We start from the raw sequence: 23211 nt of genomic DNA on the forward strand, positions 1-23211 counted from the left end.
GCCAAATGTTATCCATATATTTAGCCAGATTCAAGTCTTTAGACTTTATGTATCTTTACTTAACAAGGACTTAATTTGTACTTTCTTATACTATATTTAAGTTAAGAAAAGATAACCTTAAGCACTGTTGCCAGACAGTCTGATTTGGTCCGCAAACTTGTGATTTGGGAAGTGCTAACAACTTCAAAAGCAACTAGGTTTGCAATGGCTCAAGGGTATTTAGAACGCAGTTTTGGAGTTGTGAGGATAACGCGACGTGATGCAGCAACAACTCATGTCATCCCCGCCTGCTAATGGCGCACTGCAGCGATATGACGCCCGTAAGATCGCATCTTACTACCGCTGGCGTCCTTGGCAAGCTCTCTGGCGTTTATTCAACATTATTTGGTTATTTGGTGGGTTTGTTTGGGGTCTGCTATGGGACCGATGGACGAACAATAGTGCGGCCCATTCTCTTCAACGGGCCATTCAAATTCGCAAAATCCTGACACGGTTGGGACCCACCTTCATTAAAGTGGGGCAGGCTCTATCCACACGCCCTGATCTCATCCCCAAAGAATTCCTGACGGAGCTGATGTTGCTCCAAGACCAGTTGCCTCCTTTCCCGAATGACAAAGCCTTTGCCTTAATTGAATCTGAACTGCGTCAGCCCATCCGTGAGATTTATCAAGAAATTTCGGCAAAGCCCGTCGCGGCCGCCAGTTTAGGACAGGTTTATCGAGGCCGATTGTTTACGGGCGAAGAGGTGGCAATCAAGGTCCAACGTCCTAATTTGAGACCAAAGCTGACATTGGATCTCTACCTGATGCGGCAGATGGCAGCTTCGTTTGGGCGATTTCTACCCCTCAATTTGGGCCATGACTTAACGCTAATTGTGGACGAGTTCGGCACCAAACTGTTTGAAGAGATTGACTATATCAATGAAGGGCAAAATGCCGAGCGGTTTGCGGAAAACTTCAAAGAGTATCCTGCGGTTGAAGTGCCTGGAATTCACTGGGCTTACAGTAGCAAGAAAGTCCTGACCCTGCAGTGGATTAATGGTTTTAAGCTGACCGATAGTCAATGCGCAGTGGATGCCAATATGGACCCGGATCGCCTGGTGCAGATTGGTGTGATTTCTAGTTTGCGTCAACTGCTGGAGTTTGGATTTTTCCATGCCGATCCACATCCTGGCAATCTCTTTGCCACGTCTCAAGGCAGTATGGCCTATGTAGATTTTGGCATGATGGATCAGCTCGATCAACCTACCAAAAATACGTTGGTAGATGCGGTCGTTCATTTGGTCAACAAAGACTATGAGTTGCTGGCCTCTGACTTTGTAAAGCTAGGCTTTCTTACCCCTGAGACCGATATCCAGCCCATTATCCCAGCATTGGAAGATGTCTTTGATGACATCATTGGGGCAAAGGTCGGCGATTTCAATTTCAAAACCATTACGGATCGGTTCTCGGAGTTGATGTATGACTATCCTTTCCGAGTTCCAGCTAAGTTTGCTCTGATCATCCGATCTTTGGTTACCCAAGAAGGGGTCGCCCTGTGCCTTAATCCCGACTTCAAAATTCTGGAAGTCAGCTATCCCTATGTAGCTCAACGCTTACTCGCTGGAGAAACGCCTGACTTTCAGCGTCGCTTACTAGAAGTGCTGTTTAAGGACGGGAAGTTCCAATGGCAGCGCTTGGAGAACCTGATTGCGATCGCACAAACGGATCAGAGTTTCGATCTCATCCCCACCGCCCGCTTAGGCATGCAGTTTTTAATGTCTGATGAGGGAGATTATTTACGTCGTCAGGTGGTCTTGGCCTTGATCGAAGATGACAGACTGCATACAGAAGAAGTCGAACGGCTGTGGAACTTAATTAAGGACGATTTGAAGCCAGAGAAGTTGTTTAATGTTGCCCTAGGTGCATTGGCTGAATTCTCCGACTCCAACCTTCCCGAATGGCTACCTCGTCCGCCCCTACCGATTTCCTAAACCTCTTCTAAGAAGAACATCCTAATAGAGAGTAGAAATTGCCCTAACCATAACGCTCAGACAAGGCGGCTTGCGCTTCTTCTCGATCGTCAAAGTGGATCTTTTCGGTGCCTAAGATTTGGTAGTCTTCGTGGCCCTTACCTGCAATCAGGATAGTATCGCCGGGTTTCGCTTGTGCGATCGCAGCCTGAATCGCCACCCGTCGATCCACCTCTACAATCGGCTTCACCTCAGTCGGGATACCCCCTAATACGTCTTGTAGAATCTGCTGAGGATCTTCAGTGCGGGGATTATCGGAAGTGACAATGGCTTGATCCGAGAGACGAGCAGCAATCTCTCCCATCAATGGTCGCTTAGTCCGATCGCGATCACCCCCACAGCCGAACACACAGGCCATCTGGCCTTTAACAAACGGTCGGGCTGCCTTCAGCAAATTCTCTAGGCTATCGGGGGTATGGGCATAATCAACAATGACGCTAATATCCTGTTTAGGAGAACAGATAATTTGCTGCATTCGACCGGGAACCCCAGGAAATTGAGCTAAAGCAGGGGTGATCTGCTCTAAGGTAAGGTCCAATTCCAGAGCAGCACCCACAGCAGCCAATAGGTTAGAAACATTAAACTGCCCCACCAAAGGAGAGAAGAACTCAACCGTGCCTTTCGGAGTATGGAGTTGGCCTTTAACACCAGTAGTTTCATAGCACAGACCGCTAGTGTACAAATCAGCAGGTCCTTCAATACTGTAGGTCCAGCATTGATTCGTACCTATCTGCTCTACCAATCGTTGACCATAGGCATCATCAATATTAATGACGGCTCGCCCTTGCAAATAGTCAGGGGAAAACAGTAACGCCTTGGCAGCAAAATAATCTTCCATACCCTGGTGGTAATCCAGGTGATCTTGGGTCAAATTCGAAAACACAGCCACGGCAAACTGACAGCCCAGCACCCGTTGTTGGGCCAGGGCATGGGAGCTAACTTCCATAATTCCAAACTGGCACTGAGCAGCCACGGCATCAGACAACTGCTGCTGTAGATCCACGGCAAAAGGGGTCGTGTGGGTAGACGTCACTTGGTGCCCAGGCCAACGGGCATACAGAGTGCCAAATAAGGCCGTGGGGGATTGGGCCGTTGTCAATAAATACTCAATCAGATGGGTAGTGGTGGTTTTCCCATTCGTACCCGTCATACCCACAAGCTTTAATTTATGGCTGGGTTGGTCATAAAATGTGGCTGCCACCTCAGCACAAGCGCGAGGCATATCCTTAAGGGCAATCACGCAGTGGGTGCCCACGTCAGACAGGTCCACTTGATCAGAAACCAACGCAGCCGCCGCACCCGCCTCAATCGCACTTTTCCAAAAACTGCCCCCATCCACGCGAGTGCCAGGCATACCGATAAATAAGTACCCTGGCTGCACCGCCCAGGAATTAGTGGTTAACCCTGTAATCTCTGTCTCTAGGGCTGGATGGTCAGGGGGAGGTGTCTCCCACTGATTTGTAGAGAGTTCAGCGAGTAACGTACGTAGTTTGACCATGCCCAATCCGTTGATGTTGATAAAAACACTAAAGATACTTTTGCAGAAATCGCTGCAATTGCTCAACTGATAAGCGAGGAGCCGGACGTGGAAGGGGGGTTTCCATCGCTCGATCCGCAGCCAGGTTTTCTCGCTTAATCAATACGGGGATTTCATATTGATAGGCTTGAAACCAATCCTCACGACTCGTAATATCGCGAATTTCGAGTTCCATGGAGGGATCTTGGATTTGCTCTAGTTTTTCTTGTAAACCTTCGCACAGGTGGCATCCTGGTTTACTGTACAAAATCAAGGTAACCATGGTTGCAGCACAGATGACACAACGCCGAAAACAAGATCAGCCTCTGGATTTTAGCTTAGATGGTCTACAGGAGGAGGCTATCATCTGATTCGGTCTCATCTTCCCCCGTATCGCTGAGGGCATGGGCCACATCTTGCATAAAGTTAAGGGTTTGTTGATAACGCTGCATTTCACGCTGTTCAAGAAAGATTTTCAACCCCGTAGATAAAGCCTGTAAGCTACCCTGACGATCGCCATCTCTAAACAAAACAACGCCTTGGTCATAATATTGTTCGGCTTCTTGCAATCGTTGTTTGCGATTACTAGCGACTGGCTTCACCTTATCCCCTGGAGGGGAATCTATCGGTGCTGAGAAGTCGCTGCTATAACGAGACAGGGGACTCAGGGATGCACCACAATGGATACAGAATTGATTACCTGGACTATTCCCTTCATGGGTGCAGGACTTCTGTGAAGTTTGCGTAGCCTGAAGAATTTCATTTTCCTGTTGAAACAGTGACGCCATCGAATCGGTAGCGTCATCCACCCTAGACGGCGAGGGCGATGTTGAGGCTGCAGGAGACGATGGCGCTAGGGGTTGAGAAAACTCTGTTGGGGAGGCTGGTGAAGTTTTTAATGGTTGCTGGGGAGGCCGAGCGGAACGCTTGGGGGTTTGGCGAATAACATGGTTTAAGTCTGCCTGGGCCGCAGCCTCATCCCCAAGAGCAGACAGACAGCGGGCTCGTTTAACATAAGATTCTCGGTTATTCGGATCGAGGCGAATCGTACGAGAATAATCTTCGATTGCACCTTGTAAATCTCCAGCTAACGCTCGACTCTGGCCCCGATTAAAGAACGCATCTGCATCTAAAGGGTTCTGTTCTATCGCACGGGTATGTTGGGCAATCGCCCGTTCCAAGGTTGGGGTCGTTGTCTCAGTTGGGGGGGGAGATGACTGATGTTGAGCAGAGGAGCGTTGCAGGTTCGCCGGAACAGACGGCTCTTCCTTCGTAAGGGTCGATGATTGCTCTGGTTCAGGAGGCTTGGTATCTCTGGCAATATCAGTAGCAGAAGACTCATCTGCCAAGGGTTGAACCTGTGGTGTAGAAGATGGATTAGAAACTTCAACTGCCTCTAATTCCTCGCTTGTGTCTATTTGATCGGTAGAAACATCGATCAAATCGTCAACAGAAGGCTGCTCTTGTTCCGGCTGGTCAGGAGCAGCCCCCGGTAAGGGTTGAGTTTTGGCAAAAGGACTCTGATAAGACAGCTCCTTCAGATCCTGCTTCAACGTCTCTAGGGTCGTAGACAATTCGCCACTGAAATCACGCATCAGCCCCAAAGAATGCACCCGTGCCCAATGAATCGCCTGATTCAGGTCTTCCATAGCTGCTTGGGATTCGCCCATGGCCCCTAGGCTCTGTCCCCGCTGATAGTAGGCCTGGCTATTCTCTGGGTCATCGTCAATGATCTTGGAGTAATCTGCGATCGCACCGTCCAAATCGCCTCGTTGGATGCGATTATTCGCTCGATCAAAGAACCCTTCCATCGACGTGGGTTCTAAGGGCACCGTTGCTGGATGGGGCTCTAGCTCAACGTCAGAGTCTTCAACTGACTCCACTGAAACAGGAACACTTTCTTCCAGCAGAGAAAGGGGGTAATCCGTTGCCGTTGAACTGGGAGAAGAAATATCAACAGGCGCCTCTTTTAACATCCCTAATGCATAAGCGCGCGTATAAGCAGCCTGATGATTCGGATCATGTAGCAAGGCTTCACTAAAGTCTTTAGAGGCTTTCTCAGCCTCTCCCATTTGGGCTAAGCAATAGCCGCGATGAAAGTACGCATCTGCCAATCGAGGGTTATGTTCAATAGCCGATGTAAAGTCTTCAATCGCTTTCCCTAACTCACCGCTCTGGCTAAGAAAAATTCCCCGCTGACAATAGGCATTCGCATCTTTGGGTAACCGCAGGATGACTTGACTATAGTCTGTAAGAGCACCGGGATGATCCCCTAGCTCAGCTCGACTATCAGCCCGTTTATAGTAGGCTTTGATGCAATAGGGATTAATGCGAATCGCTTGACTATAATCCTGAACTGCTCGCTGAAATTCACCTTGCTGACGATAACTATTGCCCCGTTGAAAATAGGCTTCATCGTAATCTGGCAGTAGCTCAATCGCCTCGGAAAAATCATGAATGGCAGCTTCAAATTTCCCGAGAGAATTGAACAGAAATCCCCGATTAAAATAGGCTGTGGCCTTGGCTGGATTGAGGGCAATTGCTTCGTCAAAGTCTCCCAAAGCCCCATCCAGATCTCCGTTCGTAGCCCGTTTATTGGCTCGATTAATCAGGGCATCAGGATTATGAAGATTCTCACCATATATTTTAGCCAAAGAACCCCCTTCAACTGCTGGGTTACCGTCAGCAGGCGGTGGGTTGTTGGGCAATATCTTGCGGAGTCTCCTTAAAAAATCAGTCACTGGTGGACCTAGGTTGCTGTCAAGAAAGATAAGTGAAGAAAAAAGAGTTCTCGTATTCAATATCAATATAATTTCAATCTAGGTCAAGGATAACTGGGTGAATATAGTTTTTGACTTTAGACCATGAGGTTACCTTAGAATATCGCGAGTCGTTCGGAATCTCTACAGTTTAATTCTACCAAGTGAGAATAATCCCAGGAGGATGACAGGTGTCTTACAGGCTACGTTTTCCAACAGCTTAGGGAGAAGAGCGATCGTTCTTGAGAAATAGTTCATAAGAAATATAGGCAATCGAGCCGATCATAATGGCCATCGCCAGCCACATCGCAATTTTTACCGCCACCACGACTGCCACAACAACAGCAAGGAATTTACCGACATTGACCATTTTGCGGAGGGTACGTTTAAAGGATGATTTGGTGGGGGGAACATCCGTCACCACTTCTACTTCACGGGCCGCTGAAGGAGCCCCTTCAGGCTTGCCATAGACTTCTGATTCCAGTTCTCGCAACCGGACACTCATTTCTCGTTCTTTAAGTTCTTGTTCCCGACGTCGTAAATCTTCTTCTGGATTTTGATTCGAAGTCATAACAATAGTGAGGATAAGCTAAAAATTAATGGGCTTGAACAATGGCTTTGGGGCCAACAATAGCCTTGAGAATGCAATCTACCTGCTTTCCTTAGATTGCCCAAATTCAGCACTTTTGAAAACAGAAGAATCGAGTCAGAAATACTGAGAGATTGATAACAGCATTGAACATAATCTACAGGAATAAGTATCAATCGCTAGCATAAAGTATGGATATCGAAATCAAAGGGTTTGCATGTCGACTCGAATCAAACAGCTTGCTGAAACACTCTCTCCTCGACTGATTGAGATTCGGCGTCATCTGCACAGTTACCCAGAGTTAAGTGGTCAGGAATATCAAACGTCTGCTTATATCGCCGGCATTCTATCTTCCTATGGGTTGCATGTTCGGGAGGGAGTGGGCAAAACAGGGGTGATCGGTGAATTAAAAGGAGAAGGAGACGATTCTCGGCAGCTCGCCATTCGCACGGATATGGATGCCCTGCCCATCCAAGAAATGACTCAGCTAGAGTTTTCCTCTCGCAAGCCAGGGGTGATGCATGCCTGTGGCCATGATATTCACACCACCATTGGCTTGGGCACCGCCATGGTGTTGTCGGCCATGCAGGATCAGATTCCGGGCAAGCTCCGCTTTCTGTTCCAACCCGCAGAAGAAATTGCCCAAGGGGCTAGATGGATGGTGGCAGATGGGGCGATGGAAAACGTTGATGCGATTTTGTCAGTGCATGTATTTCCGAGTGTTCCGGCTGGATCGGTCGCAGTAAGATATGGGGCCCTAACAGCAGCAGCAGATAACTTAGAGATTACGATTATGGGAGAAGCAGGCCACGGAGCCCGCCCCCATGAAGCAGTGGATGCAATCTGGATTGCGGCCCAGGTGATCACAACCCTACAACAGGCCATTAGCCGCACCCAGAATCCTTTACGTCCGGTCGTATTAACCATTGGTCAAATGAAGGGAGGACGGGCTCCAAATGTGATTGCGGATCAGGTCCAAATGCAGGGAACAGTGAGATCCCTGCATCCAGAAACCCGAGCACAACTCCCCCAGTGGATTGAAGATATTGTCGCCAGCGTCTGCCGTCCCTACGGTGCCCGCTACCATGTGGATTATCAAGCGGGGGTGCCGTCAGTGCATAATACGGCTAGCTTGACCCAGTTAATCGAAACGGCCGCCCAAGACGTTTGCGGTAGCCACAATGTACGAGTCCTCACGGAGCCCTCTCTGGGGGCAGAAGATTTCTCCCTTTATTTGGAGCATGCCCCCGGCGCCATGTTCCGCCTAGGGGTGGGGAAGGCCGACCAGGCCAATCCTCCCCTCCATCACCCCCAGTTTGAAGCCCAAGAATCTGCTATTGTCACAGGGGTAATGACGATGGCCAATGCTGCTCTGAACTATTGGCAGCAGGTCTAGGACTGGAGATCGAAGTGGAGACAGAAGAACAACTTGCCCCCCAACGGAAGGGTCGCCTGATTTCACGGGTTCTCACCCCAGCGATCAAATTGTGGTTGCGATCGCAACTTGATCACATCGATGATCTCCAACTTCAAATCGACAGCGGCAATCGTGAACTGCTATCAGGCTCAATCCCGAAAGTATTTCTATCAGCAGCCCAAGCCGTATATCAAGGCATTCACCTCAGCCGCGCCCAAGTCATTGCTGAAAATATCAGTACTAACTTCCGGCAGGTCCTACGAGGCAAAGCGATTCGGCTCTTAGAACCCCTATCCATTCAACTTGATGCGGCCCTGACCTCTGCAGATCTAGCGGCATCGACCGACTCGGAACTCTTCCAAAAAGCGATGAAGTTGGGGTTGGTGCCTCTGATTGAACAACAGCTGAGTGGGGTGTCTGACTGGCCCTTCCCTAGCTGGCAGCCTGGGGCTACACCCGAGATTCAATTATCAGCCGTGCGGATGGAACTGAGTTGCGATGGCCGATGGCCGGTTGGAAACCATCGCATCCAGATACAGGCTCAAGTCCAACATCCCATAACCGAAAAACTGCAAGCTATTATCTTGGACACAGGGTTAGTCCTCGTCAACCCCCATGAGTTGCGTCTAGAGCAGCCTCAGGGGTTCTATCCACCCGCCAATCAGCCCATTCCATTGACCCAACTGCATGACTTTAGGTTTGATCTAGGGACCGATGTCCAACTCACCCTCTTACAAATTACAGAAGCAGCCATTCTTTGTCAGGGGACAATTAAAATCATGCCTGTCCAAGCTGAAGAATCAGCCCTAGACTGAAGGCATACTCTTCCTCACATCAAGGCGAGCACCGCATGACCTACTGTTTAGGCGTCATCACCCGCTATGGGCTGATTATGGCAGCTGATTCCCGCACCAATGCAGGGGTTGATTATGTTTCGACAGCCCAAAAATTATTTGATCTCTCTCTTCCTGGAGAGCGAGTGATACTCGTCTGTACTGCGGGAAATTTGTCTATGACCCAAAGTGTACTGACGTTAATTCGGCGCGATCGCAAAGCAGACGTTCAGGGCAATATTAACGAACTCACCACCATGTACGACGTTGCCCATTATTTCGGCGAAAAAACGCGCCAAGTCCTCGATCAACACCAAGATTGGCTGCAAAAAGACAACATTAGTGCCAACTGTAGTTTTTTAGTGGGGGGCCAGATTAAAGGCGAATTGCCAGAACTTTATATGGTCTACAGCCAAGGCAATTTTCTGCGCGCTACACGCAACTCGCCTTTTTTACAAATTGGTGAAATCAAGTATGGGAAACCGATACTCGATCGCATCATTAATTATGACGAGACCTCCCTAGATGCCGCCGCTAAATGCACCCTGCTCTCCCTAGATTCGACGATGAAGTCCAATATTTCTGTAGGCCCCCCCATCAATATGGCCATGTATGAAGCCGATACCCTGAAAGTCGGATATCGGCTCAAATTGGAACGGGGTGACCCCTATTTATTGCGCTTACGGAAATCTTGGGAAACCTCTCTCCGGCAAGCCTTCAAGAAACTGCCAGACTTAGCTTGGCATGACAACGAAGACCAAGACCAAGATAATCATCTGGTGATGACGGATATCTTGCCTTAGGATTCCTCTTGATCAAACATTAGGATTTGTCGGTAATTTTAAACGAAGTGAGGAACTTGGTCGCCTTATCGTCAAATGCCTTGCCGGTATTTTCGCCCATGGCTAGCACTTGATAGAGTCGGTTGCCGGAGAAGCAGAATTTACCAGCCATGGAGGCATCCTTAGACTTATACTTACCCGTTGCCTGAAAGTCCCGACAAGGAACGCCATTCACCTCTGTTTCTTTCTCATTACTAACCTTGCCATTAATACTGGATGCAACTGCACCTTTGATGGCAGTAGACATCAATTGCTGGATGGGGATAGGGGGTTTGGCATCGCCGGGAAATTCCATAAAGGCCACCACAAAAGCCTCTTTCCCTAAATCAAGTTGCGCAATTTCCATATTCAGCTTTTCTCCGCCAGGAGCAGGAATGGCTTTCGTTTCTTCTTTAGGAGTACCTGGCATCGAAACCGAATATTTCCCTTGCGTAGAAGAGTAGTCCTTCCAAGCTGCAGAACTGCAAGCGCTAATCGTCAAAGCAGTCATTCCACCCAAGATGGAAAGGGCAGTAAAGGACGTTCCCTTATTTCTCATGTACAAAAATCTCCCAAAGTTTTGAGCACAAGCTCGTCGTTACTCAGTATGACCAGTTTGCCTAGCATCCTGACAGATGCCAGTGATGAATACAGATTTCGTGGGTGGAAGAGTTCACGAGGGATCATTCTCTACCAGGGCACTTCATTGGCTATGGACAGAGACCCTATAGGTAGGGATAGGACTACTGTTCCCGCCCCGCAGACTGCCTGAGATGGGTTGGGTTTGCTGGGGCCAAGCACTCACCATCACCGCAACATGGCGATCACAAACGACTAAACCCATAGTGGGATCGTAGCCTCGCCAGCCTGCTCCTGGTAAATAGACTTCGGCCCAAGCATGAAGGGTTTGCTCTTGACTTGGCTCCCCCGCCTCATAACCACTGACAAAGCGGGTCGCTAACCCCATGCCGCGACAAGCAGCCATAAATAGCCAGACAAAGTCTCGGCACGTTCCCTGTTTTTGCTGCCAAGTCAGCCAAGGGGGCTGGGGTTGCCCCGTTTCTCGGATTTGGTATTGGCAAGATTGATTAATTTGTACATTGAGTTGGGTCAGGAAGTTGATCACATTGCTATCTACCGCCATTGCAATCTCCTGAGCAAGCTGGGTAGCAACCGCATCTAAATCAGAGTAGAGATAGGGATACAGAATGGCCTTAAGGGAACTGGGATAGTCAACGGGAAAGTGCGTTGCCCAGGGGTCCAATAAATAGTTAAAGGGGTTGGTGCAAGTCGTTATCACCTCGGATGTTGCGGTCACTTGCAGCGTGGTCAATGGGGTTTCTGGCCACCAGCAACGCATCACCGTATTCCCTTCCGCATCTAAAGCCTGGTTTAACCCCATCGGCTCAGGCACAATCTGCAGATCAAAATTGGAGACCTGCTGCTCCCCCATACTCCGAGGACGAAGCCGCAAAAGATGTGGCCCCAATTCGGCGGCCTGAGGATAGGTATAGATCGTGGCATGAACAATCGTAAAATGCACAAGTTTAAGACTGAGATTGAATTTGTAGATGGGTGTGGACAGGACGGCGATCCAAAAAGGTTTTAAAGATTTCCTGATCCACTTGATTCATCTGCTGTTGCAATCGATCCAAAAATTGATGCATTCCTCCCTCAATAATTTCTTCAACCGTTAGAAACTCTAATTCGGAGCGCAAACGGCCAATGGACCGTTCCGCAGGGTTGCACCAGGATCCTAAAGGACTGCCGGAGACTAAATGCAAAGACCGTTCGACCTGAACCGCACAAAATCGAATAGAACGGGGAAAATCTGGATCAAGGATCAGAAAATCTGCCACCTCTGCGGGGGTAATTAAGTGCCGATTGCTGCGTTTACGATACATTTCATAGGCACTGGTGGATTTTAACAGGGCAATCCAGCCTAATTCATCAATCGGAGTTCCCATATGCTGAAGGGACGGCAAGAGCATAAAGTATTTGACATCCAGGATACGGGAAGTTTTATCTGCCCGTTCTAATAAACGTCCCATTTGACCAAAATGCCAGCCCTCGTTATGAGAAATGGTCGCGTCCATAATCCCGGCAAAAAGGTGACTGGCCTGCCTCACTTCTTCCAAAAATTGGTTCAGATCGGCCAAGGCTAAATCGTCTGCCGTATTGGCAACCAGCAAATAAAAGGCATTAACATGCTGCCACATTTCTGTGGAGATCACTTCTCGCACCGATCGAGCATTTTCCCTAGCTTTCTGTAAACAAGAAATCAAGGAATTGGGATATTCATGGTCAAAGGTGAGGAACTTAATGACGTTTTCAGCGTTGGCTTCCCCATAGTGCTGCTCAAAGAAATCTTTATCTCCGGTGGTGGCAACGAGGGGCTGCCACTGCTGCTGCACCCGGGTCGGCAGATCCAAAATTAAGTTGAGATTGACCTCTAGGAAACGAGCAACATTTTCGGCTCTCTCAATGTAGCGATTGAGCCAAAAGATAGAATCGGCAACACGACTAAGCATTTTCCTCCGGGCATAGTACCCATGTATCTTTAGAGCCCCCACCTTGTGACGAATTCACGACGAGTGATCCTTTCTTCAAGGCCACTCTTGTTAATCCTCCTGGATGGACATAAATGTCCTGACCGTAGAGGATATAGGGGCGCAAATCAACATGACATCCAGAAAATTCCTCTCCCAAGATGGTCGGGACTCTGGAAAGACAAAGGGTTGGTTGCGCAATGTAGTTGCGAGGATTGGCACGAATACGCTGGGCAAACTCCTGGCGTTCTGCCTCGGTGGATTGGGTGCCAATCAGCATGCCATATCCCCCAGATTCATTCGCAGCCTTGACCACTAGCTGATCGAGGTTAGCGAGAACATGCTTGAGCTGTTGGTCCTCCCAGCATAAGTAGGTGGGGACATTGGCCAGAATTGGATCTTCACCTAAATAGTATTTGATCATGTCCGGGACGTAGGCATAGATGACTTTATCATCAGCAATACCGGTTCCAGGGGCATTTGCGATCGCAACTCGTCCCGCCCGATACACCTCCATCAATCCCGGTATCCCCAAGTGAGAATCAGGCCGAAAGGCAGTGGGGTCCATAAAATCATCATCCAGGCGACGATAAATAACGTCTACCTGCTGTAACCCCTTGGTCGTCTGCATTTGCAGATAGCCATCCACCACAACTAAATCGCGCCCTTCCACCAGCTCAATCCCCATCTGCTGAGCAAGATAGGAATGTTCAAAGTAAGCAGAGTTATAAATACCAGGCGTGAGGACGACGACGGTTGGGCTGCTAATGGTGTTCGGTGACAAATGGATCAAAGTCGCCAATAAGCGGCTAGGGTACTCATCCACTGGCTGAATTGGAATTTCTTTGAAAATTTGAGGGAAGGTACTTTTCATCACCTGCCGATTTTCGAGGACATAGGAAATTCCAGATGGGCAGCGCAAGTTATCTTCCAGCACGTACCATTGACCATCATTGTCTCGGACCAAGTCAGTGCCCGTAATATGGCACCAAACGTCCTTGGCCGGTTTTAGACCGATGCAAGGCGACAAATATCCCTTGGCAGACAGGATCAGCTCCTCAGGAATGACCTTATCCTTCAGAATCTTCTGGTCGTTGTAAATATCATCAATAAACAAATTGAGAGCATGAATACGCTGCTTTAGGCCCTGCTCTAAGAACGTCCAATCTTGAGCAGAAATGACCCTCGGAATCACATCAAACGGGAAAATCCGCTCAGTTCCTTCCGTTTCACCATAGACATTGAATGTTGCCCCTAGCTTGAACAACGCCTCCTGAGCAGCCCGTTGACGTTGTAATAGTTCTCCCTCAGGCAAACCATGAATTTTGTCTACCAGAACTTGTCCTTGGGGACGAGGAGTTTGTCCACTCTGGAAAAGCTCATCATAGAAATGCTCAGGGTCATAAGTATCAAATCGCAAAGAGCTGCCCCATAGACGCTATAAAGCCTGGTGGTATCTTACTGGCAACTTGATATCCCGAAACTGTATGTTTCGATACCTAGATACTGAAACATCCTAAAATTCTTTTTTTTGCTCTGAGTCACTCCAAATTCAAATCGCGCCCCAGTTTGCACAGAGATAGCCTCCAGACTTATTTTGTGGGCAGGGGCTGGGGTTTACCCATGGCATACCCTTGTAGATAGTCAACACCGATTTTTTCAAGCGCAACAATTGTGTCTCCATTCTCTACAAACTCAGCGATAGTCTTGATTTGCATCGCTCGACAAATCTGATTAATGGCTGACACCATCACTTGATGGGTTGTATCTTCCACCATATCTCTCACTAAGCTGCCATCAATTTTTAAATAATCAATGGGAAAACGTTTGAGATAGGAAAAGGATGAGAATCCACTACCAAAATCATCCAGCGCAAAGTGACAGCCAAACTCTTTCATTTTCTCGATAAATTGAATCGCTTGCTTAAAGTTGCTAATTGCTACAGTTTCTGTGATTTCAAAGCAAATCTTGTGGGGTTCAAGCTGAGTTTTATGCAGTTGCTTTTGGACAAAATCCAGCAAAGCGTCATCGTTGAGAGAGCTGCCCGACAGATTGATAGAAATGCGAGTATTCTCCTGGCTCTGAAAGTAAGCGCCATACTTGACCAAAACATTTTCGATCACCCATTTATCAATCTCTAACATCAACCCATATCGTTCCGCAGCAGGGAGAAAACTGCCTGGCAGAAGAATTTTGCCGTCTGGATCTTGCAAGCGGAGCAAGATTTCATAACAAACTGGAATCTTAGTCTCTGTATCTAGAGGAACAATGGGCTGATAATAGAGGCGAAATCGGCTTTCTTCTAAAGCTTTACGAATAGTCGCCACCTGCATCAATTCGCTGTGTTGTTCCGTTACCCCTTGGGCCTGAGCATAGTAAATATGAACACGATTACGACCCCGATCTTTAGCTGCGTAGCAAGCAACATCCGCTTTTGCGAATAGCAGGGTTAGATTGTCGGTATCTGCAGTAATCGGCACGATCCCAATACTGGCACCAATCTTAAAGAGTTGGCCTTCCCAGATAAAGCGAAATTGAGAGAGTTCAGAGATGAGGTTTTCTGTGACAATTCGAGCTTTGTCTAAGGAGCAGTTCTTCAGCAATAAGCCAAATTCATCTCCCCCCAAACGGCTAAGAATATCGGTCTGACGAATATGAGCCTGCAACAAATCCGCGACCTGTTTTAAGAGAGTATCCCCTGCCAGGTGGCCCACGGTATCATTGACAATCTTGAACTGATCTAAGTCTAGATAACAAAGCGCATGGTGAATTTGACTAGACTGTTTCTGCTCGATAATCTGATTGAGCTGATGCTCAAACTCTCGACGATTAACCAGCCCAGTCAGAGAATCATGGGTAGCCTGGTGCGATAACTGTTGTGATAATGAATGCGCTTCTGTAATATCCTGACCAATCCCTCGATAACCACAGAAGACACCTTGAGGGCTCAAGACAGGTCTGCCAATCATTCTCAGAATTCGAGCATTCCCATTCAGATGCTGACACTCTATTTCAACATCGAAAGGCTCTAATAAATCTAGAGTTTGGTTAAGCTGATCCCAGGCCGTGGGTTGAAACACAGCATAGAAATCCAAGCAAGATTTCCCGATCCACACTTCGATGGGAGATCCCGTCAAAGAACAATGCTGCTCTGATAAATAGGTAAATCTTAATTCTGCATCCGTTTCCCAAAATAAGTCTGCTCCAATAGCAGCAAAGTCATGGAACCGTTGTTGGCTTTCACGCAGAGCCTCTTCTGTATCTTTGAGGACGGTGATATCGCGAGAAGAAATTGCCGCACCAATAATTTGCTCTTGTTGATTGCGAAATGGAACATATTCAATATCGAAATACCGTGTTTCATCAAGAGAGGGAAACCAATGCTGCCGCCGCACTTTTTCCCCAGCAAAACATCGATCTAGATCTGGCTTAATAATTTCTTGAAAGAAATGCTGGCCATGAATATCTGCAATGTGCTGACCCGATATATCCGTTGTCGCCTTATGAAATTTTTCAGTGTACTGGGGGTTCGCGGCCAAGTATGCATAGCAGGTATCGACTAGTGCCATATAACTACCAGCAGAGTTAAAAATAGTTTCGTACTGGCGGAGCCGTTCCTCAGTTTCTTTTTGTTGGGTAATATCCGTCTGAATTCCGACTAAAAAATGCACCTCACCTTGAGCATTCGTTAGGGGTTTGATCCGTAATAAATTCCAAAAAGGTTGCCCCGTTTTTCGGTAGTTAAGAATTTCCCCTTCGAAGGTCTGATCATTGTTGAGGGCCTGGCGAATCCCCTCGACTGTATTGGCATCTGTTTTAGGACCTTGGAGAAAACGACAGCTATTTCCAATCACTTCATCGGGCGTGTATCCGGTGAACTGATAGAAACTAGGGCTCGCAAAAATCACGGGAAATCCAGGAACAGTGGCGTCTGCAATGACAATGCCATCATTGGCTGTTTCTGCAGCTAAGGCTCTCAGATATAGTGTTGCCTTTTGCAAGTCCTGGTCAGGATGGATGTATTGGAGCTTAAGACAAAAACTTTTGTCTTCTGGATTGCTGCCATGCACGGACGTTACTGTATATAAGCAAGGTAACTTTTGAGCCTTAGCATTTTGATGGGTAGCTTCAAAATGAAAGACTTCCAGATCACCTTGAAGTAACTGCTGTAATTGGGTGCCAAACTCTGTGAACAGTGCAAGTTGGGAAATATCTTGGTAATGGCTGCCAATCAATTCACAGACAGAAATATTGATAATTTTACAGAAGGTGGCATTGACTTGCTGAAAATGTCCACTGGCAGAAATGATGGCAATACCTAAATCACTCAATGCAGATTGTGATATGTCTAATTCCAAGGCCTCAGTTCCTGGGGATAAACAAGGTGAGTGAGTAGCCATGCTGTGGGAATTCATTCTTGTCTCAGATGAGAGTTGACGATCTAAAAAAGGGGGCTTTTAGGCCTGAATAGTTATTAATAGGCCGAGCTTGCAAGGTTAGGAGTATCTACCATTGTCTGTATAAAATTTTCTTCTGCCATGAGGAAATTTACTGAAAATACATCAATACCGTGTTTTCAGTGAACTTAAAGTTTTTTTAGGTTGGTCTCAGGCAACTTGAGGTTGAAGAGAGTACCATCAACACAGCGATTCTAGGACCAGAGTTTTTGTGGAGCGTCAACAACCCATTGAAAAAGAATTAGTGCTGATTGGAGGGGGACATAGTCATGCGATCGCACTCCGCAACTTTGCCATGAATCCCTTGCCCGGAGTCCGCATCACCCTCATCAGTGAACAGTCCAATACCCCCTATTCAGGCATGCTGCCAGGCCATGTAGCAGGATATTACACCTACGAAGAGTGCCATATTGACTTACGACAGCTAGCAACTGCGGCCCAAGCCCAACTTTATGTCGATCAGGCAATCGGTCTCAACTTAGACCAGAATCAAGTGCTCTGTGCAGTGCATCCCCCCGTTCACTTTGATACTTTATCCATTGATATTGGCAGCACACCAGAACTGCCAGATATTCCTGGCCTCCTGGACTACAGCGTACCTGTCAAACCCTGGCGATTTTTCTTACAGCAATGGCAGCAGGTCATTGAGCACGTCACCCAACATCCCGATCAGCCGATCAGCATTGGGGTAGTGGGAGGCGGTGCTGGTGGAGTGGAGCTAGTACTGACAATCCAGCATCAGCTACAGCAGATTTTGCAAGCAGCAGGACAACCCGTTTCCAATCTGACCATGCATTTGTTCCACCGCGGAGCACGGGTAATGACAGGCCATAATGCCCGGATTCGCAATCGCTTTCAGCAGATCTTGATTCAGCAAGGCATTAACTTACACCTAAAAAAAACGGTATTACAGGTGCAAAGAGGGAAAGTTCTTTGTGAGTCAGGGTTTCAGGTAGAATGCGACACCATTTTTTGGGTCACCCGGGCTTCTGCACCTATTTGGCCCCAACAATCTGGTATCGCCACCGACAATCGAGGGTTTATTCAGGTACGTCCGACCTTACAGTCAGTCTCCCATCCTCACATTTTTGCAGCAGGGGATATTGCAGCCATGGTAGAGTCTCCCCGCCCCAAGGCTGGCGTGTTTGCCGTCCGTCAGGGTAAGCCGTTAGCCGAAAATCTACGACGGTTATTGCAAGGTGAATCACTACAAATCTACAAGCCCCAATCGAAGTTTTTGAGCTTGATTAGTACGGGCGATCGCAAAGCAATTATGTCTTGGGGAGCATTGCCATTAGGTAATGAATCCGCCTGGTTATGGCGCTGGAAAGATACCATCGATCGCAAGTTTATGGACCAATTTCGAGAGCTGCCCATAATGGGAGCCAATTCCTCTTCAGAACCGTTACTCCCAATGCAGTGTGCAGGCTGTGGATCGAAAGTTGGTAGTTCAGTTCTCGAACAAACCTTATCTCGGTTACGCCAAGACTATCCTCCCTATCGCCAAGACATCTTGGTGGGATTAGCAGGAGCAGATGATGCTGCTGTAGTCGAAGTGCCTCCTGGCCAAGTGATGGTCCATACCCTTGATTATTTTCGCAGCCTTATCAATGACCCGTTTATTTTTGGTCAGATTGCTGCTCACCATAGTCTCAGCGATCTATTTGCAATGGGGGCAACACCGCAGTCAGCCTTGGCCATGGCAACCCTATCTTATGGTACAGATAAAGCCCTCACAGAAACCCTCTATCACCTGCTTGCCGGCGCAACAAAAGTTTTGCAACAGGCCGGCGCAGAACTAGTCGGGGGTCACACAACCGAGGGAGCAGAGCTAGCATTTGGTTTGGCATGCAATGGATTAGTACATCACAACCTCATCCTCTCCAAGCAAGGTATTCAGCCTAATCAGGTTCTAATTCTAACCAAACCGCTAGGCACAGGTTTGATTTTTGCTGCGGCCATGCGCCAGCAAGCCCGTGATATTTGGCTCGATTCAGCTCTGCAATCCATGTTGCAATCCAACCAAGTGGCTGCCCAGTGCTTCCTGAAACATCAAGCTACCGCCTGCACAGACATCACCGGCTTTGGACTGATTGGCCACTTATCCGAAATGCTGCATTCTTCCCCCATACAAGTCCAACTAGAACTAGCCTCAATCCCAGCTATGTCAGGGGTAGCCGAAATCATCTCCCAAAATATTCACAGCTCCCTATACCCCCAAAACTTAACAGCTGGGAATTGGGTTGCCAATCAATCTCAAGCCCAAACGCACCTCCTATGGCCACTACTATTTGACCCCCAAACCTCAGGAGGTTTGCTAGCTACAGTTCCCAAAGAACACGCTGATAAATGTCTAGAGGATTTAAATGACATGGGATATACACACAGTTCAATAATTGGAACAACTGTATCTAACCAGCCTCAAACCTCAAACAGCCTGCAAAAACCCATCCTTATTCACTAGAAAAAAAGTTGTCAAGGAGTAAATGTATAGAACTTGACCTGTTTCAAATATTTTTAAGTAATTTTTCAGCAGAAGAAGCCCTCCTTAGCTTATCTGAGACACTCACAGATTGTAGTCCCGCTTCTTTCTTCGTTTCTTCCAAAGCCAGAAACATCATCACCAATTTCTCTTGGGTCTTTTGGATATTCGCTAACCATTCCTCTTGCTGAGTGGTCAAAGATGAAATCTTGCTTTTGGCTTCATTCAGAACTTGTCCTTCAGCACGATCTGTGAGAATAACGCGTCGCAGTAAAAACAAGATTACAACTATCGCCAAAATTAGAGCTGGGAACAACCAATAATTTGCAGTCATAATACCCTTCCTTTCTACGGGTAATATTTACGCTTATTACTGGCGTACCACTTTATGAAATCTCTTGTAAAGAGCAATTTGTAGAAAGCTTTTTTAAATATCTGATACGAACTGGCATCTTAGGCCATAATCCACATACATTAAGCAATATTCTGGGTCGAGGAGTCATTCATGGATGATATTCCCTATCAATCTATGGATTCCGAGGAAAAGCATGATAATCCTTCCAATAGCATCCAACTAAAAAAGTAGACCCTCTCTAATGAGAAGGCCTACTCTAAATATTAACCTGGCACTGAGCTATTTTCCCAGGGGGCTACCCCCCAAGTATCTTCGCCGCTACAGCGTTTCACAACCGAGTTCGGGATGGGTCGGAGTGGGTCCACTGTGCAATAAGCACCAGGAAGACTGTTAGGGTTAAAACCCTCAAGACTGCATAGCTAAATTCTGTCAAACATTCAATGAATAATGAGGTCAAGCCCTCGGTCTATTAGTACGGCTCGACTGCATGTGTTACCACACTTCCATCTACCGCCTATTAACGGGTGGTCTTCCCGTGACCTTACTGGCTTATGCCATGAGAGCACTCATCTTGAGGTGGGCTTCCCGCTTAGATGCTTTCAGCGGTTATCCACTCCGCACTTGGCTACCCAGCGTTTACCGTTGGCACGATAACTGGTACACCAGAGGTACGTCCATCCCGGTCCTCTCGTACTAGGGACAGATCCTCTCAATTCTCCTACACCCACGGCAGATAGGGACCGAACTGTCTCACGACGTTCTGAACCCAGCTCACGTACCACTTTAATTGGCGAACAGCCAAACCCTTGGGACCTGCTCCAGCCCCAGGATGTGATGAGCCGACATCGAGGTGCCAAACAATCCCGTCGATATGGACTCTTGGGAGATCAGCCTGTTATCCCCGGCGTACCTTTTATCCGTTGAGCGATGGCCCTTCCACGCGGGACCACCGGATCACTATGACCGACTTTCGTCTCTGCTCGACTTGTCAGTCTCGCAGTCAGGCTGGCTTATGCCATTGCACTCTTCGGCTGATTTCCGACCAGCCTGAGCCAACCTTCGCGCGCCTCCGTTACTCTTTAGGAGGCGACCGCCCCAGTCAAACTACCCACCTGAAACTGTTCCTCTCCCGGATAACGGGTAAAGGTTAGAATTCTAGCCTTGATAGAGTGGTATCTCACCAGTGACTCCACACTGCCCACAAGCAATGTCTCAACATCTCCCACCTATCCTGCGCAATCAAAGCCCGAACCCAATTCCAAGCTATAGTAAAGCTTCATAGGGTCTTTCTGTCCGGGTGCAGGTAGTCCGTATCTTCACAGACAATCCTATTTCGCCGAGCCTCTCTCCGAGACAGTATCCAGATCGTTACGCCATTCGTGCAGGTCGGAACTTACCCGACAAGGAATTTCGCTACCTTAGGACCGTTATAGTTACGGCCGCCGTTCACCGGGGCTTCGGTCGCTAGCTTCGCCGAAGCTAACCAACTTCCTTAACCTTCCGGCACCGGGCAGGCGTCAGACCCTATACGTCGTCTTGCGACTTAGCAGAGACCTGTGTTTTTGGTAAACAGTCGCCTGGATCTATTCACTGCGACCACCTTGCGGTGGCACCCCTTCTCCCGAAGTTACGGGGCAATTTTGCCGAGTTCCTTAGAGAGAGTTATCTCGCGCCCCTTGGTATTCTCTACCTCCCTACCTGTGTCGGTTTCGGGTACAGGTAATCTTGGATTAACGTGTTTAGAGCTTTTCTTGGAAGCATGACATCAGCCACTTCGGAGACGTATCTCCTCGTACTCGCGCCTCAGCTCAGGACGTTTTCGCCGTCCCTCATAACCTCGAACGCTTCAACCGGTAACCAACATCCGGCTGGCTTAGCCTACTCCGTCCCTCTGCACAATCCAAAATCAGTACGGGAATATTAACCCGTTGTCCATCGACTACGCTTTTCAGCCTCGCCTTAGGTCCTGACTAACCCTCCGCGGACGAGCCTTCCGGAGGAACCCTTAGGGTTTCGGGGCATTGGATTCTCACCAATGTTTTCGCTACTCAAGCCGACATTCTCACTTCTACTTCGTCCACACCTGCTCACGCTAATGCTTCAACCTAACGTAGAACGCTCCCCTACCACTTGTACAAGTACAAGTTCACAGCTTCGGCATGTTACTTAGTCCCGTTCATTTTCGGCGCAGGATCGCTTGACCAGTGAGCTATTACGCACTCTTTCAAGGATGGCTGCTTCTAGGCAAACCTCCTGGTTGTCTCTGCAATCCCACCTCCTTTGCCACTTAGTAACAATTTAGGGGCCTTAGCTGGTGATCTGGGCTGTTTCCCTCTCGACGATGAAGCTTATCCCCCACCGTCTTACTAGTTGAGTGTACACGGGGTATTCGGAGTTTGATTCGATTTGGTACCGCTCTCGCAGCCCGCACCGATTCAGTGCTCTACCCCCCCCCCGCTATAATCTCAACCGCTGCGCCTAAACACATTTCGGGGAGAACCAGCTAGCTCTGGGTTCGATTGGCATTTCACCCCTAACCACAGCTCATCCGCTCCTTTTTCAACAGAAGTCGGTTCGGACCTCCACTTGGTGTTACCCAAGCTTCATCCTGGCCATGGTTAGATCACCCAGGTTCGGGTCTATAAATACTGACTAACGCCCTTATCAGACTCGGTTTCCCTTTGGCTTCGACATTTCCGTCTTAACCTGCCAGTACTTATAAGTCGCCGGCTCATTCTTCAACAGGCACACGGTCAGCCGTTAAATCGGCCTCCCATTGCTTGTAAGCTAACGGTTTCATATTCTATTTCACTCCCCTCCCGGGGTTCTTTTCACCTTTCCCTCGCGGTACTGGTTCACTATCGGTCACACAGGAGTATTTAGCCTTACGAAGTGGTCTTCGCAGATTCACACGGGATTTCACGTGCCCCATGCTACTCGGGATTCAGCTAGTATCTTTAAGTTTTTTGACTACAGGACTTTCACCTTCTCTGGTGCAGTATTCAGCTGCTTCGTCTAACCGCTAGAGTCCATGTCGCTGTCCCACGACCCCAAGAGTAAAAACCCTTGGTTTAGGCTGTTCCCGCTTCGCTCGCCGCTACTAAGGGAATCGCTGTTGCTTTCTCTTCCTCCAGTTACTAAGATGTTTCAGTTCACTGGGTTCGCTCGTGCTGACCTATGTATTCAGTCAGCCGTTTTAAGGGTTGCCCCATTCGGAAACCTCCGGATCAATGCTTGTTTCCAGCTCCCCGAAGCGTATCGTCGGTAACCACGTCCTTCATCGCCTCTGTGTGCCTAGGTATCCACCGTTAGCCCTTTGTAGCTTGACCACAAAAAGTTTTTCATTGGTGTCTGTAAATATCAGTTCATCGCACTAGGCAATCAACTGACCTACCTGACAGAATTTATAATGCTATGCAGTT

The 23211-nt window shown here is 48.1% G+C and carries 15 protein-coding genes and 2 rRNA genes; 5 read left to right on the plus strand and 12 right to left on the minus strand.

What is annotated here, in order from left to right:
• Positions 1-259: 259 nt before the first annotated feature.
• Positions 260-1972: an AarF/ABC1/UbiB kinase family protein gene (locus tag HRE53_RS05275; RefSeq protein WP_235109343.1), complete on the plus strand. Its 1713-nt coding sequence runs from the start codon at positions 260-262 to the stop codon at positions 1970-1972.
• A 43-nt stretch (positions 1973-2015) separates the two neighbouring features.
• On the opposite strand, the gene HRE53_RS05280 is transcribed toward HRE53_RS05275, so the two are convergent.
• From HRE53_RS05280 to HRE53_RS05295, 4 genes are all read right to left on the minus strand, one after another.
• Positions 2016-3509: a UDP-N-acetylmuramoyl-L-alanyl-D-glutamate--2,6-diaminopimelate ligase gene (locus HRE53_RS05280; RefSeq protein ID WP_235109344.1), complete on the minus strand. Its 1494-nt coding sequence runs from the start codon at positions 3507-3509 to the stop codon at positions 2016-2018.
• A gap of 28 nt (positions 3510-3537) precedes the next feature.
• The gene (locus tag HRE53_RS05285) at positions 3538-3810 is read right to left on the minus strand and encodes a glutaredoxin family protein (protein ID WP_235109345.1); all 273 of its coding nucleotides are present in this window, start codon (positions 3808-3810) and stop codon (positions 3538-3540) included.
• 64 nt (positions 3811-3874) lie between these two features.
• Positions 3875-6268: a tetratricopeptide repeat protein gene (locus tag HRE53_RS05290; protein WP_235109346.1), complete on the minus strand. Its 2394-nt coding sequence runs from the start codon at positions 6266-6268 to the stop codon at positions 3875-3877.
• A 238-nt stretch (positions 6269-6506) separates the two neighbouring features.
• Positions 6507-6857 (minus strand): hypothetical protein, encoded by a 351-nt coding sequence (locus tag HRE53_RS05295; RefSeq protein ID WP_212662527.1) that lies wholly within the window; start codon positions 6855-6857, stop codon positions 6507-6509.
• A 235-nt stretch (positions 6858-7092) separates the two neighbouring features.
• On the opposite strand from HRE53_RS05295, the gene HRE53_RS05300 reads away from it, so the two are divergent.
• The 3 genes from HRE53_RS05300 to HRE53_RS05310 are packed head-to-tail and all read left to right on the plus strand — an operon-like array spanning position 7093 to position 9928.
• Positions 7093-8271, plus strand: coding sequence for a M20 family metallopeptidase (locus tag HRE53_RS05300; RefSeq protein ID WP_235109347.1), 1179 nt, complete (start codon positions 7093-7095; stop codon positions 8269-8271).
• Positions 8256-9107, plus strand: a complete 852-nt coding sequence (locus HRE53_RS05305; protein ID WP_235109348.1) for a DUF2993 domain-containing protein — start codon at positions 8256-8258, stop codon at positions 9105-9107. The genes HRE53_RS05300 and HRE53_RS05305 overlap by 16 nt, the downstream gene beginning before the upstream one ends.
• A 35-nt stretch (positions 9108-9142) precedes the next feature.
• Positions 9143-9928 (plus strand): peptidase, encoded by a 786-nt coding sequence (locus HRE53_RS05310; protein WP_235109350.1) that lies wholly within the window; start codon positions 9143-9145, stop codon positions 9926-9928.
• Between the two features lie 19 nt (positions 9929-9947).
• Here HRE53_RS05310 and HRE53_RS05315 read toward each other — a convergent pair whose 3' ends face one another.
• The 5 genes from HRE53_RS05315 to HRE53_RS05335 form a co-directional block, all read right to left on the minus strand.
• Complete coding sequence (locus HRE53_RS05315; RefSeq protein ID WP_212662530.1) at positions 9948-10505, minus strand: hypothetical protein; 558 nt, start codon at positions 10503-10505, stop codon at positions 9948-9950.
• Between the two features lie 144 nt (positions 10506-10649).
• Complete coding sequence (locus HRE53_RS05320) at positions 10650-11489, minus strand: transglutaminase family protein (protein WP_235109351.1); 840 nt, start codon at positions 11487-11489, stop codon at positions 10650-10652.
• A gap of 4 nt (positions 11490-11493) precedes the next feature.
• Positions 11494-12477: an alpha-E domain-containing protein gene (locus tag HRE53_RS05325; RefSeq protein ID WP_235109352.1), complete on the minus strand. Its 984-nt coding sequence runs from the start codon at positions 12475-12477 to the stop codon at positions 11494-11496.
• The gene (locus tag HRE53_RS05330; protein ID WP_212662533.1) at positions 12470-13915 is read right to left on the minus strand and encodes a circularly permuted type 2 ATP-grasp protein; all 1446 of its coding nucleotides are present in this window, start codon (positions 13913-13915) and stop codon (positions 12470-12472) included. The genes HRE53_RS05325 and HRE53_RS05330 overlap by 8 nt, the downstream gene beginning before the upstream one ends.
• A 172-nt stretch (positions 13916-14087) precedes the next feature.
• Complete coding sequence (locus HRE53_RS05335; RefSeq protein ID WP_235109353.1) at positions 14088-16853, minus strand: bifunctional diguanylate cyclase/phosphodiesterase; 2766 nt, start codon at positions 16851-16853, stop codon at positions 14088-14090.
• Positions 16854-17163: 310 nt separating this feature from the next.
• Here HRE53_RS05335 and selD point away from each other — a divergent pair, with 310 nt between their 5' ends.
• Positions 17164-19416: a selenide, water dikinase SelD gene (selD, locus tag HRE53_RS05340; RefSeq protein ID WP_235109354.1), complete on the plus strand. Its 2253-nt coding sequence runs from the start codon at positions 17164-17166 to the stop codon at positions 19414-19416.
• A 43-nt stretch (positions 19417-19459) separates the two neighbouring features.
• On the opposite strand, the gene HRE53_RS05345 is transcribed toward selD, so the two are convergent.
• The 3 genes from HRE53_RS05345 to HRE53_RS05355 all read right to left on the minus strand — a co-directional run bounded on the left by HRE53_RS05345 (position 19460) and on the right by HRE53_RS05355 (position 23118).
• Positions 19460-19768, minus strand: a complete 309-nt coding sequence (locus HRE53_RS05345) for a hypothetical protein (protein ID WP_212662535.1) — start codon at positions 19766-19768, stop codon at positions 19460-19462.
• A gap of 287 nt (positions 19769-20055) precedes the next feature.
• Positions 20056-20172 (minus strand): 5S ribosomal RNA (gene rrf, locus HRE53_RS05350).
• Positions 20173-20238: 66 nt separating this feature from the next.
• Positions 20239-23118: ribosomal RNA gene (locus tag HRE53_RS05355) — 23S ribosomal RNA — on the minus strand.
• Positions 23119-23211: the final 93 nt, after the last annotated feature.

The sequence above is a fragment of the Acaryochloris sp. 'Moss Beach' genome, assembly GCF_021497025.1.
In the GTDB taxonomy this organism is placed as follows: Bacteria; Cyanobacteriota; Cyanobacteriia; order Thermosynechococcales; family Thermosynechococcaceae; genus Acaryochloris; species Acaryochloris marina_A.

Coding starts and splice junctions, on each gene's coding strand:
- HRE53_RS05275 (WP_235109343.1), top strand. CDS start 260: ATGCAGCAACAACTCATGTCATCCCCGCCTGCTAATGGCGCACTGCAG.
- HRE53_RS05315 (WP_212662530.1), bottom strand. CDS start 10,505: ATGAGAAATAAGGGAACGTCCTTTACTGCCCTTTCCATCTTGGGTGGA.
- HRE53_RS05285 (WP_235109345.1), bottom strand. CDS start 3,810: ATGGTTACCTTGATTTTGTACAGTAAACCAGGATGCCACCTGTGCGAA.
- HRE53_RS05345 (WP_212662535.1), bottom strand. CDS start 19,768: ATGACTGCAAATTATTGGTTGTTCCCAGCTCTAATTTTGGCGATAGTT.
- HRE53_RS05310 (WP_235109350.1), top strand. CDS start 9,143: ATGACCTACTGTTTAGGCGTCATCACCCGCTATGGGCTGATTATGGCA.
- HRE53_RS05325 (WP_235109352.1), bottom strand. CDS start 12,477: ATGCTTAGTCGTGTTGCCGATTCTATCTTTTGGCTCAATCGCTACATT.
- HRE53_RS05300 (WP_235109347.1), top strand. CDS start 7,093: ATGTCGACTCGAATCAAACAGCTTGCTGAAACACTCTCTCCTCGACTG.
- HRE53_RS05295 (WP_212662527.1), bottom strand. CDS start 6,857: ATGACTTCGAATCAAAATCCAGAAGAAGATTTACGACGTCGGGAACAA.
- HRE53_RS05280 (WP_235109344.1), bottom strand. CDS start 3,509: ATGGTCAAACTACGTACGTTACTCGCTGAACTCTCTACAAATCAGTGG.